General features: G+C 47.8%; 16 protein-coding genes. 5 read left to right on the forward strand and 11 right to left on the reverse strand.

All coding sequences use genetic code 11. From position 1 onward, the window contains the following. The 10 genes from DWV53_RS08110 to DWV53_RS08155 form a co-directional block, all read right to left on the reverse strand. The gene (locus DWV53_RS08110) at nt 1-2601 is read right to left on the reverse strand and encodes a BatD family protein (protein WP_118152848.1); all 2601 of its coding nucleotides are present in this window, start codon (nt 2599-2601) and stop codon (nt 1-3) included. A 38-nt stretch (nt 2602-2639) separates the two neighbouring features. Then, nucleotides 2640-3377 carry a tetratricopeptide repeat protein gene (locus tag DWV53_RS08115; protein ID WP_118152850.1) on the reverse strand — a complete coding sequence of 246 codons (738 nt, stop codon included), beginning with the start codon at nt 3375-3377 and terminating at the stop codon, nt 2640-2642. A 30-nt stretch (nt 3378-3407) separates the two neighbouring features. Then, nucleotides 3408-4445 (reverse strand): vWA domain-containing protein, encoded by a 1038-nt coding sequence (locus DWV53_RS08120; RefSeq protein ID WP_117727930.1) that lies wholly within the window; start codon nt 4443-4445, stop codon nt 3408-3410. 147 nt (nt 4446-4592) lie between these two features. Next, nucleotides 4593-5591, reverse strand: coding sequence for a vWA domain-containing protein (locus DWV53_RS08125; RefSeq protein WP_006846684.1), 999 nt, complete (start codon nt 5589-5591; stop codon nt 4593-4595). A gap of 86 nt (nt 5592-5677) precedes the next feature. Then, nucleotides 5678-6754, reverse strand: a complete 1077-nt coding sequence (locus tag DWV53_RS08130; RefSeq protein ID WP_118080393.1) for a hypothetical protein — start codon at nt 6752-6754, stop codon at nt 5678-5680. Between the two features lie 28 nt (nt 6755-6782). Next, nucleotides 6783-7652 (reverse strand): DUF58 domain-containing protein, encoded by an 870-nt coding sequence (locus DWV53_RS08135; protein ID WP_006846686.1) that lies wholly within the window; start codon nt 7650-7652, stop codon nt 6783-6785. A gap of 40 nt (nt 7653-7692) precedes the next feature. Further along, a complete protein-coding gene (locus DWV53_RS08140) occupies nt 7693-8688 on the reverse strand; it encodes an AAA family ATPase (protein WP_117586534.1) in 996 nt (331 codons plus the stop codon). A 188-nt stretch (nt 8689-8876) separates the two neighbouring features. Beyond that, complete coding sequence (locus DWV53_RS08145; RefSeq protein ID WP_118152852.1) at nt 8877-10097, reverse strand: MFS transporter; 1221 nt, start codon at nt 10095-10097, stop codon at nt 8877-8879. A 69-nt stretch (nt 10098-10166) separates the two neighbouring features. Continuing rightward, nucleotides 10167-10985, reverse strand: a complete 819-nt coding sequence (panB, locus tag DWV53_RS08150) for a 3-methyl-2-oxobutanoate hydroxymethyltransferase (RefSeq protein ID WP_117694810.1) — start codon at nt 10983-10985, stop codon at nt 10167-10169. Between the two features lie 37 nt (nt 10986-11022). Further along, the gene (locus DWV53_RS08155; RefSeq protein ID WP_118152854.1) at nt 11023-11706 is read right to left on the reverse strand and encodes an HAD family hydrolase; all 684 of its coding nucleotides are present in this window, start codon (nt 11704-11706) and stop codon (nt 11023-11025) included. A gap of 185 nt (nt 11707-11891) precedes the next feature. Here DWV53_RS08155 and rsmG point away from each other — a divergent pair, with 185 nt between their 5' ends. The 5 genes from rsmG to DWV53_RS08180 are packed head-to-tail and all read left to right on the forward strand — an operon-like array spanning nt 11892 to nt 15858. Further along, nucleotides 11892-12518, forward strand: a complete 627-nt coding sequence (gene rsmG, locus DWV53_RS08160) for a 16S rRNA (guanine(527)-N(7))-methyltransferase RsmG (protein ID WP_040552760.1) — start codon at nt 11892-11894, stop codon at nt 12516-12518. Between the two features lie 44 nt (nt 12519-12562). After that, on the forward strand, nt 12563-13207 hold the full coding sequence (locus tag DWV53_RS08165) for an MBL fold metallo-hydrolase (RefSeq protein WP_118152856.1): 645 nt from the start codon (nt 12563-12565) through the stop codon (nt 13205-13207). 39 nt (nt 13208-13246) lie between these two features. Further along, entirely contained in the window at nt 13247-13822 is a 576-nt protein-coding gene (gene ruvC, locus DWV53_RS08170) for a crossover junction endodeoxyribonuclease RuvC (RefSeq protein ID WP_118152858.1), read from the forward strand. A gap of 5 nt (nt 13823-13827) precedes the next feature. After that, nucleotides 13828-15318 carry an ATP-binding cassette domain-containing protein gene (locus DWV53_RS08175; protein ID WP_118152860.1) on the forward strand — a complete coding sequence of 497 codons (1491 nt, stop codon included), beginning with the start codon at nt 13828-13830 and terminating at the stop codon, nt 15316-15318. A gap of 30 nt (nt 15319-15348) precedes the next feature. Beyond that, nucleotides 15349-15858, forward strand: a complete 510-nt coding sequence (locus DWV53_RS08180; RefSeq protein WP_118064133.1) for a hypothetical protein — start codon at nt 15349-15351, stop codon at nt 15856-15858. Between the two features lie 67 nt (nt 15859-15925). On the opposite strand, the gene DWV53_RS08185 is transcribed toward DWV53_RS08180, so the two are convergent. After that, nucleotides 15926-16486, reverse strand: coding sequence for a DUF5675 family protein (locus DWV53_RS08185; RefSeq protein WP_118152862.1), 561 nt, complete (start codon nt 16484-16486; stop codon nt 15926-15928). Between the last annotated feature and the right edge of the window lie 51 nt (nt 16487-16537).

Genomic DNA, 16537 nt, shown 5'->3' on the forward strand with positions numbered 1-16537 from the left:
TCAGATTTCCTCAATTGCCTTGGTTTCAATCCAGCCTTCTCTGCCGTCTCCTACCTTGATTTCACGCCAGCCTTTCATCGCCTTATCGGTAATGTCAACGCGGGTTCCTTCATGCAGCAGGAAGAGGTCAGCGCTCGTCTTGGCTGGAGTCTTCTTCACATTGACAGAAGGAGCGATGATGATGGCTCCCGTACGGTTGATAAGCATCTGCCGCTGCTGGTAAGCAAAGAGATTGCTCAGCAGGAAGACTGCCACGAAGAAGATTCCACCGAAGAAACCAATCTTGCGCAACACGATATGCGGACCGAAGAGATAAACCAAGACCAGAACCAGCGCCATGATGATGGCTATGATGCCAGTCTTTGCCCAACAGTCAACACTCGTAAAGTTAACCAGCGCCTTCCACCAGGTTACGAAGAACATCTCGCTTTCCGGAGTAATCTTGTCGATGGTCTTGCTACGTGCAAACTGCAGGTTGAAGCTGATGTCTTCATCGCCTGGCGAGAGCAGATGGGCACGCTCATAATTGAGCACAGCCTTGGTAATATTGTCTGTACGGTAATAAGCATTGCCCAAGTTATAGTAAACTTCGGCAGAAACACCATAGTTGTTCAATATTTCCTCATAGTCGCGTATGGCCTGCTGATAGTTACCTTTCTGATATTCCGTATCAGCATTGTTCTTGGTTACAGCGCCTGCAGAAACCGAGCAGCCCAACATCACCATGATCATCATGACGAATGAGTATCCGGTTGCACTCTTCTTGCGCTGCTTACGCGTTGCATTGATAGCATTTTCTATATCCATAATAGCAGTCATTGCTGAGTCGAATGTACGGTTCATATTGCCGGCAGGGTCGCCCGGCGCATAGCGTTCAAACTCACATTCATCAAGCGCAGTTGTAAACTTCTCGATAGTTCTCTCCTCTACACAATGTTTTTCGAGCATAGCCTGAATGTTTTCACGTGAGAGTTTTTCAGCTGGCATGTTGAGCTTGTAGCTTACATAGCCCCACAAAGCACGGAGCACTTCATCGTAGAATTCTTCCTGCTTGCCACCGAGCATCAGCAGATGAGCCTTCTTCAGGCGCTTGGTTGCTATCTTGTTTGCCTTATTGGAACGGACCTTTACCAGGTCGGCATTCTCGAGAGCACGGCGGCGGAAGACGATGAGCAGGGCAAAGAAGGCTGCCAATGGAACCAGCAGACTGGTCCAGTAGCCGAAGCTTCCGTAGAACATATCGTCAATATCATGGAGCTTAGACTTGCCCAGTTTCAGCGCGTGAATGTCCTTATCCTTGTTGCTGAAATCTGAGGTTTCATTGTCTGAAGTTCCATCGCCCTTCTCCACGTTCAGCGTGAACGGCTGGGTCTTGATTGTCTTATACGTGTTAGCCGAAGTATCATAATAGGTGAATTCTACCGCAGGAATGGTATAATTTCCCTGATTACGAGGCACAGCCAGAAAGTCATAAATCATATTGCCTTCTACGCCATTGGCTGTAAGGCGGGTCTTGTCGGTCACCTTCGCATCGTACTTGTCAAAATCCTTAGGGAAGGTAATGACAGGCTGCTTGAGCAGCTTCAGGTTTCCGATTCCTCCTACCACTACACGAATGGTGATTGGTTCACCAGCCTTCACTTCCTTCTTGTCGATGGAAGCAGTAATGTTGAATTTACCTACACCGCCCGAGAAGTTGGCAGGGCGCTGAGGCAATGGATCAACCTGAATTTTCACACTAGGAGCTATAATATCTTTCTTTACTTCAACATAGCCAGAACCGCCATTGAAGAAAGCTTCCATCGGGTCAACGTTTCTGTTCTGCTGAACTACGATTCCCTTGAAGGTAATGGCTGGAATGGTGAGGTTTCCCGTCATCTGCGGATACATGACATACTGGCTCCATGTAACGCATCGGTATGGTCGGCCGTTCACGGTTTCAGTATGGAAGGTCTTCTGCTGAGGCAGCGGAACTTCCTGGTTGTGGAATCCCTTCAGGTCAGGCATCTTGCCTTCCAACTGGGTAAGGTCTACCTGCGTGTAAACCTTATAAGTAAGGAGCACCGGTTCCTGTTCGTGAACACGTCGCTTGTTGGCTGTAACCTTGATGAAGAGGTCACGGCCTGATATTCTTGATCCGGCAGTTCGCATGCGTGGTTCATTATAATCATTCTGTCCGTGCATGGAAGGTGCACCGTTGTTGCGTGCAGCATGGCCAGAAACCGTAATCTTAACCGGATGGGAAGAGAGTTTCTTACCATTTACGATGGCATGAGAGGCACCAATGCCAAAGGTTCCGTTCTTAGCTGCGTAGAGCGTATAGGTAATGGTTACCGATGATGAAGAGGAAGTATGGCCATTGATCATCTGATAACTGGACTGCGATGAGGTGTAAGGACCTGCGATTACCTCAAGTCCTTCTCCTACTCCGCCCAGGCGGAATTCCTCTACATCACGTGTATTGATGGTATAGGCCACACGGAAGTTTTCTCCCGCCGCCACGTGTGTTGGTGCCGACACACTGATATGCTGGGCTTTCAGCTGCAAACTGAAGCCCAGAAGCATTGCCCATATAATAATATACCAACCTATATGTTTCATGTTCTTAATATATTATGCTCGTTGAATTATTTTACTTTTTACCAGTTTTTCTCATATTGCTTTCTGCGAGGCTGACTCATCGCTTTCTGCATCTTGCGCTTCGTATCCTTCTCCTGCTGGATGGCAGCATTCAAGAGTTGTTCAGCATTATCTTTGCTCATCTTGTCCTGATTGTTCTGATTCTGCTGATTGTTCTTATTCTGGTTGTTCTTGTTTTTGTCGTTCTTGTTCTTGTCTTTATTCTGATCTTTGTTCTGATCCTTATTCTGCTTATCTTTGTTCTTGTCCTTGTTTTTATTCTTGTTGTTCTTGTTCTTATCGTTCTGCTTGTTCTGCTTCTGGTTTTTGAGCAGTTTCTTGCAGAGGGCAAGATTATATCGGGTTGCATTGTCCTGCGGATTGCAGCGCAGGGCGTTCTCATAACATCCTATGGCCTGCGCATATTGCTGATGCTGCTGCATGACCACACCCATGTTGTGGTAACTTCTGGCGCGTCGCATCTTGTTCGTTTCCAGTTTCGAAGCATTCTCAAACTGTATCATTGCCATCGAATCCTTCTGCTGCATCATCAGGGCGCAACCCAGATTATAGACAGCCTGCGCATTCTTCTGGTTCTTGGAGATAGCCTTGCGATATTGCGTTTCGGCTGCAGCCCACTTCTGTTTATGATAGGCGCGGTTTCCCTGGCGGATGAAGTTGCGGTCGTTCTGCGCTCCCACCTTCGCCAAGCCCAGCACCATCAGGGCAAAAACCAATATATATCTTAAATATCTCATTCTTATTATATAATAATGTATAAACGTTTATCAGAAAGGCTTCTTGATGTCTTTCTTAAAAAACTTGATGTTTCTGAGCAGAGGATTCTTTACCTCCAGCAGACAGATTTCGATGATAAGCAACAGGATGACAAGAATACCTACAGCCTGGAACTGTTCATCATAAGCGCTGTAAACCACACTCGTTACATCGCCTTTCTGCAATTTGGCAATATCATCATTCAATGCTCTTTCCGCATCGCTGGTATTATCTACATGAATGTACTGACCCTTGCCTGCCTGGGCAAGCTCCTTGCACATCTGCTCATTCAGAGCGGTCATTACGGTGTTGCCCGCATTGTCCTTCAGATAAGAGCCGTCGCCCATAGGGATTGGCGCTCCCTTGGTGTTACCTATGCCCAGGATAAAGACATTGATTCCTTTCTTGTTGGCAGCAGCTGCAGCCTCCTGTGCGCCAGGCTCATGGTTTTCGCCATCAGTAATTACGATAATGGCTCTGCCTACATTCTCCTGCTGAGTGAAACTCTTGGAAGCCAAATCGATGGCTTCGCCGATATTGGTTCCCTGGGTCTGGATAAGACCAGGGGTAATGTTCTGAAGAAACATCTTTGCCGAAACATAATCGGTGGTGATTGGCAACTGCACGAACGCATCGCCTGCAAAGACAATGAGTCCAATCTTGTCGTTGTTAAAGTTGTCGACCAGATTTTCGATAAGCATCTTACTCTTGTCCAAACGGGAGGGAACCACGTCCTGACAGAGCATGGAATTTGAAATATCGAGGCAGATGATGGTTTCAATACCATGTCGCTTATCGTGAGAAATCTTGCTGCCCATCTGCGGGCGAGCTACCATCACGATGAGAAGCGCCAAGGCTGCGAGCATCAGCACAAACTTAACTGTAGGGCGATATTTGGAGATGTTGGGCATGAGCTGTTTCAGAAGTTCCGGATCGCCGAGCTTCTTCAGTTTAGCCTTTCTTCTTCTCCATCCTATCAGTCTGATCAGAATCAGTACTGGTATAATCCACAACAGCCAGAGAAATATAGGATCTTCAAATCTTAACATTTTCTATTCTAATTATATCTTCTATTCGATTATCCGATAATCAGTAAAATATCTCCGATAACTGGTAAAATATCTCCGAAAGATAGCAGAATATCTCCGAAGGATAGCGGAATATCTCCGATAATCAGTAATGGCTCAGTATCCGGATTACGGAATTCTTCTGAACCAGGTGATGCGGAGCAGGATTTCTACCAGCAATACCAGGAGAGCTGCCAGGGCGAATGGCTGATAAGCTTCATAGCGCTTAGCAAAGTGCTTGACATTAAACTTGGTTTTCTCCAGTTTATCAATGTCTCTGTAAATCTTCTTCAGCTCATTATTATTCGTAGCGCGATAGAAATTACCATCGGTTGTCTGCGCAATGTCGCTCAGCGTCTTCGTATCTATCTCTACCGGAATGTTGACGTACTGTACTCCTCCTGCCACAGGCATTGGATAAGGAGCCACCTTGTTGGTTCCTACACCGATGGTGTAAACGCGGATTCCGTAGCTTTTGGCAATCTCGGCTGCGGTCATTGGCGAGATTTCGCCCATGTTGTTACTGCCGTCGGTAAGAAGAATCACAACCTTCGATTTTGACTTAGAATCCTTCAGGCGGCTCACGGCATTGGCGAGTCCCATTCCCACTGCAGTACCATCGTCAATCAGTCCCCGGGCGGCAATATCCGTACGGGTTGCCTGCAAGAGGCGCAACAGACTGGCATGATCGGTTGTCATCGGGCACTGGGTGAAGGCTTCACCGGCAAAGATAGTCAGACCGATGTTGTCGTTCGGTCTGCCCGAGATGAATTCTGTTGCCACATCCTTAGCCGCTTCCATACGGTTTGGTCTCAAATCTTCGGCAAGCATAGAGGTGGAAACGTCCATTGCCAACATAATGTCAATGCCTTCCACCGTCTTGTTGTCCCAAGCCGTATGCGTCTGCGGACGAGCCATCGCACAGACGATGAGCACGAAACAGATGCATCTCAGCACCATTGGGAGATGGATGAGACGCACACGCAGGCTCTTCGGAGCATATTGATACTTTTTCGTGTCGCTCATGCGCATGGTTGGCGCATTCTTCTTCCTGTAGAGGAAATACCATAATATATAAGGTATCAGCAACAGGAGCAACAGAAAATAGCCTTTACTTGCAAATTCCATTTCTATATTTTTCTATTTATAGCCAGGCAAAGAGTTTCGGAATAAACCGCTTTGCCCGGCGAAACGTTTCATATGTACACCCTGCTTTACATCAGCAGCATGGCTGACTGGTAAATGATGTAACCCAACAGAGCCAGACCTACGATGGCTCCTATCCAGAGAAGCGACTTGATGAGGCGACGCTGAGATTGCGTCTTCTGCTCTTCATTGGTCAGCTGTGGAACCACCTTTTCTTCAGTAGGTTTCTCATCTGTCTTGGTCTGGTCGATGAAGTTGATGGCATTCACCAGGTTTGCGTCGTTCTCATTCACCAGGGTTTCATATTTGGCAAACTTCACGAGATCGGCAGTCTGGAAGAGTTCCTTCAGTTCATCAATCATCTTCTGGTCGCCTGCTTCGCGCAAACGTTCGATGATTTCCATACTGGTCATTTCCATCGCATTGAATCCGAAACGGCTCACGATGTATTCTCTCAGCGTATTGGTAAGCTGGGTGTAGTAAGCCTTCTGTGTTTCCTGATTCTCTACGTGCTGCTGCTTGATGACGTTGATTTGATTCAGCGCCTTTTCATGAGCCGGAACACGTTTTACGATGCGGATATGGGTGATGATTGGCTTGTTATTCTTCAATCTGTTGCGCAAATAAAGCCATGCGCCACAGAGGATTAACAGCAATAGGCTCAACCAGAACAGCGGGCTCCATTCGCTCCAGGAGAAAGGATTATCCTGAACATCCTTGGGCGGATAGAACTGGTTGGGATGAACCGTATCTACGGGCACGGTGAGCACCTTCAGCGCAAGCTGGTTTCCATGACAGTTCTTGCCGTTTACCTTCACATTGAGCGCAGGAATCGCATACACCTTTTCATCAAACGAAGTCAGCGTATAGTCGCGGCTCACCACCATGCGGTCGTCGCCTATGTGCGAAGTGTCGCCTTTACTCTGCTCTACCACTTCCACTCCCGGCGTAATTTGCTGCTGCGGCTTGAAAGATGGCAGTTGCACCTTATCGCCCTGCTTTACCGAAGCCTTCAGATGCAGCACGGTCTGCTGTCCTATCAGTATCTGCAGCGAGTCGATGCGTTGCTCTACCTGCTGGGCTTGAGCTAAGCCTGAGCACCCCAGGAGAGCGAGCGACAATATGATATTCTTTACTTTAAACATAGTTTCTTTACTTTGAGCTTTCGGTTTATCAGCCCCTCTGCTTGAAAAGCATCAGGAGCGCCTTCGAGAAGTCCTCGTTAGTGGCAATCGAAGTCCAGTCGACCTTGCTTTTGGCAAAGTCGGTTTTCAGATTCTCCTGCTGCATCAGCCATTGCTGTGTATGAGCCATTCGCAGTTTCTTCGAACTTGTATCAATATACATTTCGTGTCCGGTTTCTGCGTCCATCACCTTGAGCAGTCCTACATCAGGCAGCACCTTGGCACGCGGGTCGTAAACCTGGATGGCTACTACATCATGCTTCTGGTTGGCAATCTGCAGCTGATGCTGGAAATCCTTATGATCGTAGAAGTCGCTGATTACGAAAGCTGTGCAGTGGCGTTTCATCACGCGGGTGAAATATTCCAGGGCGCAACCGATGTCGGTACGCTGGCTTTGCGGCTGGAAGTTGAGCATTTCTCTGATGATATAGAGAATATGCTTTCTTCCTTTCTTAGGCGGAATGTACTTCTCGATACGGTCAGAGAAGAAGATGACACCTATCTTGTCATTGTTCTGAATGGCACTGAAGGCGAGTGTGGCAGCAATCTCAGTAGCCAGATCGCGCTTCATCTGCTTCATCGTACCGAAATCGAGCGACCCGCTGACGTCTACGAGCAGCATCACCGTCAGTTCCCTTTCCTCTTCAAACACCTTGACATAAGGTTTATGAAAGCGGGCGGTCACGTTCCAGTCGATGTCTCTCACATCATCGCCGTACTGATATTCGCGCACCTCGGCAAAGGCCATTCCCCTACCCTTAAAGGCAGAATGATACTGACCTGCGAAGATGTTCTGACTCAGTCCGCGAGTCTTGATTTCTATCTTCCGAACCTTTTTTAAGATATCTTGTGTATCCAAAATCCTAAACTATTAACTATAAACTATTAACTGTTAACTATCAAGGCACTTCCACCTTATTAATGATGCGGCTCACGATTTCCTCGCTTGTTACATTGCTTGCCTCAGCCTCGTAAGAAAGGCCGATACGGTGGCGCATTACGTCATGGGCTACAGCTCTTACATCTTCTGGAATCACATAGCCGCGATGCTTGATAAACGCATAGGCTCTGGCTGCCTTGGCAAGAGAGATGCTGGCACGAGGACTGCCGCCGAAGGTAATCATGTCTTTCAGTTCGCCCAGTCCGTAGCGCTCAGGATAACGTGAAGCAAAGACGATATCGGCAATATACTGCTCAATCTTCTCATCGAGATAAACCTCGTTTACAATCTTGCGAGCCTTCAGAATCTCCTCGGCAGATGTTACAGGAGTAACCTCAGGAAGTCCGCCCTGGATATTCTCGCGGATGATGAGCTTCTCCTCTTCCAGTGTAGGATAATCGATGATTACCTTCAGCAGGAAACGGTCTACCTGTGCTTCAGGCAACTGATAGGTTCCTTCCTGCTCGATAGGATTCTGTGTAGCCATTACCAGGAACGGACTAGGCAGTTTGAAGGTTTCATCGCCAATGGTAACCTGGTGTTCCTGCATGGCTTCGAGCAGCGCACTCTGCACCTTGGCTGGGGCACGGTTAATCTCATCTGCCAAAACGAAATTGGCGAAGACAGGACCGCGCTTTACATGGAAAGCCTCGTCTTTCTGTGAATAAATCTGAGTACCCACCACATCGGCAGGCAACAGATCAGGAGTAAACTGAATGCGGCTATAGTCGGAGCTGATAAGCTGTGACAATGTCTTGATTGCAAGTGTCTTCGCCAGTCCAGGTACACCCTCAAGCAGGATATGACCATCAGAGAGAAGACCGATAAGAAGGCAATCAACGAGGTGTTTCTGACCTACGATTACCTTATTCATGCCCATTACCAGGTTGGTAACAAACTGACTTTGTTGTTCTATCCGGATATTCAATTCGCGGATATCAATAGCTTCTGCCATAATTCTATATTTTTACGTTTAATTTCTTAATTCAAACAATATATTTCCAAAACTAAACGCAAAAGTACTCAAATTAAGCCACAAAAGCGAAAAAACCTATCTAAATAATATTAAAAATGTTTCATAAAAGCTATTTTTAGGTTCTTTTAAAGAATAGCTTTTATGAAACAAACGAGATTTCAAATATTTTATCTGTTTTTATGCTTCATGTACCAAGGATGAACCAAGAAATTGTACACCAGCAACGATACGATTGTAAAAAGAAGCGCATAGTGCAACATCCCTGATTCAATCATATTATATACAGGATGATCTACGTCAAAATGCACTCTCGCCGGAAGATTATGGAACAGGAATCCGAGACCGAGTCCCAAGCTCAATCCCAATTCCCAAGCCAGGAAGAACGAGTTCACGCTCGTGCCGCGCTGACAATGTTTGGCAAGCTTGATATAGAAGAGCAGGAAACGGCTTCCGATGATTCCCAAGCTGAAACCCAGCAAGGTTGGAACCACGATTTCTACAGCAAACTCCTGATTCGCAAACGAAATCAGCTGAGCAGCTCCCAGCAGCACCAGACCTACTATTATCTGACTCTTCAGATCTGCATCAGCAAAGACAAACTTTTCTGCCAGTAACGCCAAGACCAATCCTCCTAAAATCATCAGAAAGATGCCAGAAGAATGAGGCAAAGAAAAGTATAATCCCGCAGAAAAAGTAATCAGGATGATATTGACAAACAGCGGAGTTCCCTGTGGCAGACAGAAGCGGTCGAGGCTGAAAACCTTGATTCCTTCGGCAGGCGCCTTGAAAGGAAACTTGGCGCGAGAAACCAGCACGAAGGCTCCCAAAGCCAGCAACGAAGCCGTAGGGAAAACATAACCCATGCCGAAATAGTTGTAAACAAAAAATGCCAACAAGGGTCCTACAGCTATCGAAAAGCGGGCAAACCAGGAGGTAATATAATTAGCCTCGGTGCGCTGGAACGACTCGCAGGAATCAATAACCAGCGTACTGGCAAGCGTCATCTGAGCCAGTCCCAGAAATGCTCCCAACAGGAAACGGACCGCCAGGAGAATCTCAAAAGGAAACCTGATGTTCCAGAACGTATCCAGATAGTAAAGAACCGAAAGGCAAACAACCACACCTAAAATGGAAAGCTGACAGACCATATTCCTGCGGTAGCGCTGCACCAGATAAGAGCAGAAGCCGCCAAACAGAAACAGTCCAAAGCCGTATGCAAGAAGCACACACCCTATCTGCCACATCTGATAATTCGCCGGAATCAGGAAATAAGGAATGGCAATAATGAGCATGTACACACTCGACATCAGCAAGAGGTTGGCAAAGCATAACCGCCAGAAGTCCTTGTGCCACAGTTTGATATGTACTGGAGTATTTTGTGTATCCATTATTCTAAACTCTTTTATGAATCTATCGTATTTATACTCTCTTACACTTCACTAAAAAGAGAGTTAATGTTAGTAACTCTCTTCTGCGCTAGGATAATCTACGGTCTTCACCGCATCAATATAAGCCTTCACACCCTTGGTCATTTCCTCGCCTACCTGAGCAAAGTGGCGCAGGAACTTAGGCTTGAAGCCCTGTGTCATTCCGAGTGCATCAGCATAAACCAGAACCTGTCCGTCGCAGCCGTTACCAGCACCGATTCCAATCGTTACAGCCTTCACCTTCTTGCTTACTTCAGCAGCGAGCTTAGCAGGAACCTTCTCCAGCACGATGGCAAAGCAGCCTGCTTCGTCCAGCGCAATGGCGTCGCTGATAAGTTTCTGTGCCTCAGCCTCTTCCTTGGCACGAATGCCATAACCTCCAAACTTATTAACGCTCTGCGGGGTAAGTCCGAGATGACCGTGAACCGGGATTCCGGCATTAACCAGCGCCTTAACCGTGTCGCAGATTTCTACGCCGCCTTCCAGTTTCAGAGCGTCAACACCCGTTTCCTTCATCATGCGGCAAGCATTGCGCAGCGCCTCTTCCTTGCTAACCTGATAGCTGCCGAAAGGCATGTCGCAAACCACGAAAGCATGCTGGCAGGCACGGGCCACGCTGCGGGCGTGATAAATCATCTGGTCTACGGTAATCGGCAATGTGTCTGCATTTCCTGCCATCACATTGCTGGCCGAATCACCTATTAATATAGAGTCAATTCCTGCAGCATCTATAATTCCGGCTGTTGTAAAGTCGTATGCTGTCAGCATGGTTACTTTCTCGCCAGCCTTCTTCATTTCTGCGAAGGTCTTGGTGGTAATTTTCTTCTTGTCAGTAGATAAATATCCCATTTTTTTATTTTGATTTATTTATTGTTCTGCGTTGAATCTATTTCGCATTCTCCACGATGCACTGCAAGTCAGCAAAGCTAAAACCTCTGTAATCATCTATCACATAGTCGGATAGCGGCTGGATGGCTTCTCTGCTGTTCGTTGTGGCGAGACCTAGGGTAAAGGCTCTTGAGGCTCCCACCGCCTTCAGTCCGTTGAAGCTGTCTTCCAGTCCTACACAGTCCTCTGGTTCCACACCGAAATAGGCTGCACCTTTCAGATAGCAGTCTGGATGAGGCTTGCTCTCGGCGAAATCCTCGCTGGTCAGCACACGGTCGAAATAAGCCTTGAATTCCGGGTGACGGTCATAGACATTCAGCATCTTCTGAATGTTGCTGCTCGTTACCACAGCGCATTTTACGCCATGCTTCTTCAAGTCGCTGATGAAGTCTTCAAACCCCGCAATATATTCATACTGCATGGTCTTTTCAAACTCATCCAGTCGGGCTGTAATCTTAGCCTGTTCCTCCTTTGCGCCTGTAAAACCTTCGATGTGGGCGAAGACGGCTTCATCGGTGAAATACTTGTCGTAAATCTGAACCAGAGTCTGTCCTTTGATGCGATATTCGAAATCGGGCATTTCCGGATGATACTCCCTGCCTATCATTCCCCAGAAGATGGAGTACTGCGATTCTGTATCGAAAACCACGCCATCCAGATCGAAGAGTGCTGCTTTTATCATATTTTCTTGTCTGTTTTTATCTATTTTTGCTTAAATTATATTGAAAACGGGTGCAAAGTTACGCAAAAAACTTAATATACGAGCATAATCTGACAGATTTTGATGTTTTTATAGCGTGTTTTCCGATTTTTTACACTACCTTTGCAGAAAAATCAGTAGAAATAAAGAAGAATACATATAATTATATGATAGAAATAATAGAGAAATACTTCCCGAACCTCACGGAAGAGCAGAAAAAGCAGTTCGAGGCACTCGATGCATTATACCGCGACTGGAACAGCAAGATCAATGTCATCAGCCGCAAGGACATCGATAATCTGTACGAGCACCACGTGCTCCATTCTCTGGCTATAGCCAAAGCCATCCATTTCCGTCCGGGCACGGAGATTCTCGATTTCGGCTGCGGCGGAGGTTTCCCAGGCATTCCGCTCGCCATCCTCTTCCCTGAATGCAAGTTCAAGCTGATAGATGGAACGGGCAAGAAAATCAGAGTCTGCAACGAGGTGGCTACGGCCATCAATCTACAGAATCTCAAGGCTGAACACCTGCGCGGAGAAGACGAAAAAGGCAAGTACGATTTCGTGGTAAGCCGTGCGGTAATGCAGCTTCCTGACCTGATGAAGATTATCAAGAAAAACTTTAAGCAGAAGGGGCAAAACGCTCTACCTAACGGACTTCTGTGTCTGAAAGGCGGTAATCTGAAAGAAGAACTGAAGCAATACTTCAAGATTTCAGAAATCACTCCGCTCAGCACTTTCTTCGATGAAGAATGGTTCAGTCAGGACAAGCAACTGGTTTACGTTCCGGCGTAGTAGAAGTGAAGAGTGAAAAGTAATCATAAAGTTCAAAGTAAGAAATGTTACATATAGAAAGATTTCAAGTAAACATGTTGCAGGAAAACTGCTACGTGGTGAGCGATGAGACCAAGGAATGCGTCATCATCGATTGCGGCGCCTTCTATCCGGAAGAGCGCACGGCTATTACACAATATATTAAGGAGAACGAGCTCAAGCCCGTTCACCTGCTCGTAACCCATGGACATCTTGACCATAACTTCGGCAACAACACCATCTATCAGGAGTTCGGACTGAAACCTGAAGTATCGGCAGCTGATGAAAACCTGATGAAGGGACTCGCCAAGCAGGCAGAAACCTTCTATCAGATGCAACTCGATTACCAGTTTCCGCCTATCGGCAGATTCTTCGAAGATGAAGAGGTCATCAAGTTCGGCAACCACGAGTTCCAGGTCATCGCCACTCCGGGCCACAGCAGCGGTTCCGTCACCTTCTATTGCGAGGCAGAGCACGTAGCCTTCACCGGTGACACCCTCTTCCACAACTCTATCGGCAGAACCGATTTCCCTGGAGGCAGCATGTTCCGCATCATCAACAGTCTGCGCCATCTCGGTCAGTTGCCTGACGAAACCCAGGTTCTACCGGGTCATGGCGAATACACCAGCATAGGCGAAGAGCTCGCTCACAATCCTTATATGGACCGCTAGAACAAGCGTCTTTTTAAAAAGTCAGGAGATTTATTTGTGATGATCAAGAAATCGAATACAGAGAAGATTATTCTCGGCATTGACCCCGGAACCAACGTGATGGGCTATGGCGTAATCCGCATCATCGGCAACAAGGCAGAACTGGTGGTGATGGGCGTCATCGACATGCGCAAAGAGAGCGATCCCTATCTCCGGCTGGGCAAGATCTTCGACCGCGTAACCGGCATCATCGACAGCTATCTGCCCGACGAGATGGCCATAGAAGCTCCCTTCTTCGGCAAGAACGTGCAGTCGATGCTCAAGCTGGGCAGGGCGCAGGGAGTAGCCATCGCAGCCGCCATTCATCACAGCGTTCCTATCCACGAATATGCGCCGCTCAAAATCAAGATGGCCATTACCGGACAGGGACAGGCTTCAAAAGAACAGGTGGCGGGAATGCTGCAGCGACTGCTCCATATTCAGCAAAACGAAATGCCGAAGTTCATGGATGCTACCGATGCGCTGGGGGCAGCCTACTGCCACTTTCTGCAGATGAACCGCCCGGAGACCGATGCCAAGCACTACAGCAGCTGGAAAGACTTTGCAACAAAGAATCAGAGTAGAATAAAAAAATAAGAGAGATGCAAAAGATTATTAGCATAAAAAACGGTGTTACCCGTATGCCTGAATGGCGTATGGCAGAACCCGTAAACTTCGAGGCGTGCGATGGTGAGCACATCGCTATCGTAGGTCCGAACGGTGGAGGAAAATCAATGTTTGTCGACATCATCGTAGGTCGCCACCCACTCCTGATGCACGATCCTGATTACGATTTCTCACCTAGTCAGAAAACTATGGTGAGCGACAACATCAAGTATATTACCTTCCGCGACACCTACGGAGGCGATAACGACCGCACTTATTTCCTGCAGCAGCGCTGGAACCAGCTCGAGATAGACGAAAACACGCCTATCGTAAAGGACAAGCTGGAAGAAGCCTACCAGATGGCAGGCGAAGACACACCGGAGCGCAGAGCCCTGCAGCAGCACATCTACGAGCTCTTCCACATGCAGCACCTGATGGACAAATACACCATCCTGCTCTCAAGTGGCGAGCTCCGCAAGTTCAAACTTGCCTCTACCCTCTTCTCAGAGCCTCGCGTGCTCATCATGGACAATCCGTTTATCGGACTCGATGCTGAAACCCGCGACCAGCTCAAGGAACTGCTCAAGACCCTCTCTTCAGAGCGAGCCCTGCAGATTATCCTCGTACTGAGCAAGAGCGATGATATTCCTGATTTCATCACCCATGTGGTAGAAGTGAAGGACATGAAGGTTCTGCCTAAGGTAACCCTTGCCGAATATCTTGCCGGCAGAGAATCCGTGCCTGCCCATGTGCTGAGTCCGGAGTTGGAACAGGCCATCGTAGACCAGCCTTACAGCGACCGCGAATATCACACCCAAGAAGTGGTGAAGATGAACAAGGTACGCATACAGTATGGCGAGCGAATCATCCTCAACGACCTCGACTGGACCGTGATGAACGGCGAGCGATGGGCTTTGAGCGGACAGAACGGAGCCGGAAAGAGTACGCTCCTCAGTCTGGTTTGTGCCGATAATCCGCAGAGTTACGCCTGCGACATTACCCTCTTCGACAATCCTCGAGGCAGCGGCGAAAGCATCTGGGACATCAAGAAACACATCGGCTACGTATCGCCTGAGCTTCACCGTTCCTATCAGCGCGACCTGCCAGCCATCCGCATCGTAGCAAGCGGCTTGATGGATTCCGTAGGTCTCTACGTAAAGCCGAAGGAAGAAGATATGGACAAGTGCCGCTTCTGGATGAAAGTATTCGGACTGGAAGGTCTTGAAGACCGTGGTTTCCTGAAGCTCTCCAGCGGCGAACAGCGCCTCGTGCTCCTGGCACGTGCCTTTGTCAAGGATCCGGAACTGCTGATTCTCGATGAACCGCTCCACGGACTCGACAACCGCAACCGCCGTCTTGTAAAAGACGTCATCGAAGCCTTCTGCCGCCGCCAGAACAAAACCATGATCATGGTAACGCATTATAAGGAAGAATTGCCAGCGTGCATCGACCACAGCATCTTCCTCTTGCGCCACACCAACGATTAAAAAAAATTGATAATTAATAATTTCAGAAAGATGAGATACATAATATTATTATTTGCGCTCACCCTCAGCATAGCTAAGGCAAGCGCCCAGGATGTATTAAACGAGGTGCTCCGCACTTCTGATGCAATCCTCAACGACACCACGAAGAGCATGGACGAGCGCCGTACAGCCCTCTTCAAGTTTGACGCGATGACCTACATGCGCAGCAAGATTCTGCCACCGTATGTTATGCTCGACAAGAATCTGAGCAAGGACACCTTGAACATAAAGGTTCGCTATCTCAACGAGCAGGCCTACGCCATGAGCGTATATATTACGCTCTACCAGAAGCGATTGAAGGAGGCTTCTAAAAAGAATAAGCCGCTCGTAACCCAGTTTTTCAAGCAGGCAACCATCGACCACAAGGCATTTAAGGATGAAGATACAGAGTTTACCCTGGCTTATTACAACACCCCGGATGTTCCTACTCCTTTCTGCCTCGACTGCGATTGGGTTTCAACCTTGGCATTTATCCGCAGCATCGACTGGTCAAAGCTTTAAGAACGTTTTCAGTCAGAAAAATATAAAGACAGATTAGCAGCATCCCTTATGCAGGGATGCTGTTTGTCTATAGGATGGTTATCCAGATACCTTCGTCTCGGTCGCGCGCCGCTGTCATGGCGTTGATGAGCCGCTGCAGCCAGATACGGGAGTTCACCACCATGCCCTCGAACTTGTTCTCCCCAACGAGGATGCAGCCTTGTGTGTCGTCAGGATAATTGCCTGCATGGATGCGGATACCCTCGAAATTCGGCACACCCACCAGCAATGGCAACCAACGCTTGAATCTTGGAGAATACGATATGACCACAGGATAAGTACCCTCAGGAATGGCAGTATGGCCAGGTACCTTACGAGCCTTCACGCCGCTCTTGCGGCTATAGCGGGCATCCACTTCCTCTGGCTTTAGCTTGATACCCAACAGATTGCGCCATGTAGGCTCCATGGTATCGCAGAGATATGTATCTTTGGACAACAGCTGGCTGTCAAAGGTATGAATCAATTTGCACTTGTCGTCTTTCTTCTTGCCGGGCAGCGAGTTACGACTTACGCTTGCATCGGTCAGCAGATAGAGTCTGCCGATGGTATAAGTTCCCTTTTTAGCTATACGCTTTAATACTATTTCCATTTGCTTGAATGTTAAGTGTTAAACTATTTTGCGTTAAAACATCTCAGGTCG

The sequence above is a fragment of the Segatella copri genome (assembly GCF_003465495.1).
Classification (GTDB): Bacteria; Bacteroidota; Bacteroidia; order Bacteroidales; family Bacteroidaceae; genus Prevotella; species Prevotella copri_G.

Coding starts and splice junctions, on each gene's coding strand:
- DWV53_RS08110 (WP_118152848.1), bottom strand. CDS start 2,601: ATGAAACATATAGGTTGGTATATTATTATATGGGCAATGCTTCTGGGC.
- DWV53_RS08115 (WP_118152850.1), bottom strand. CDS start 3,377: ATGAGATATTTAAGATATATATTGGTTTTTGCCCTGATGGTGCTGGGC.
- DWV53_RS08120 (WP_117727930.1), bottom strand. CDS start 4,445: ATGTTAAGATTTGAAGATCCTATATTTCTCTGGCTGTTGTGGATTATA.
- DWV53_RS08125 (WP_006846684.1), bottom strand. CDS start 5,591: ATGGAATTTGCAAGTAAAGGCTATTTTCTGTTGCTCCTGTTGCTGATA.
- DWV53_RS08130 (WP_118080393.1), bottom strand. CDS start 6,754: ATGTTTAAAGTAAAGAATATCATATTGTCGCTCGCTCTCCTGGGGTGC.
- DWV53_RS08140 (WP_117586534.1), bottom strand. CDS start 8,688: ATGGCAGAAGCTATTGATATCCGCGAATTGAATATCCGGATAGAACAA.
- DWV53_RS08145 (WP_118152852.1), bottom strand. CDS start 10,097: ATGGATACACAAAATACTCCAGTACATATCAAACTGTGGCACAAGGAC.
- panB (WP_117694810.1), bottom strand. CDS start 10,985: ATGGGATATTTATCTACTGACAAGAAGAAAATTACCACCAAGACCTTC.
- DWV53_RS08155 (WP_118152854.1), bottom strand. CDS start 11,706: ATGATAAAAGCAGCACTCTTCGATCTGGATGGCGTGGTTTTCGATACA.
- rsmG (WP_040552760.1), top strand. CDS start 11,892: ATGATAGAAATAATAGAGAAATACTTCCCGAACCTCACGGAAGAGCAG.
- DWV53_RS08165 (WP_118152856.1), top strand. CDS start 12,563: ATGTTACATATAGAAAGATTTCAAGTAAACATGTTGCAGGAAAACTGC.
- ruvC (WP_118152858.1), top strand. CDS start 13,247: ATGATCAAGAAATCGAATACAGAGAAGATTATTCTCGGCATTGACCCC.
- DWV53_RS08175 (WP_118152860.1), top strand. CDS start 13,828: ATGCAAAAGATTATTAGCATAAAAAACGGTGTTACCCGTATGCCTGAA.
- DWV53_RS08180 (WP_118064133.1), top strand. CDS start 15,349: ATGAGATACATAATATTATTATTTGCGCTCACCCTCAGCATAGCTAAG.
- DWV53_RS08185 (WP_118152862.1), bottom strand. CDS start 16,486: ATGGAAATAGTATTAAAGCGTATAGCTAAAAAGGGAACTTATACCATC.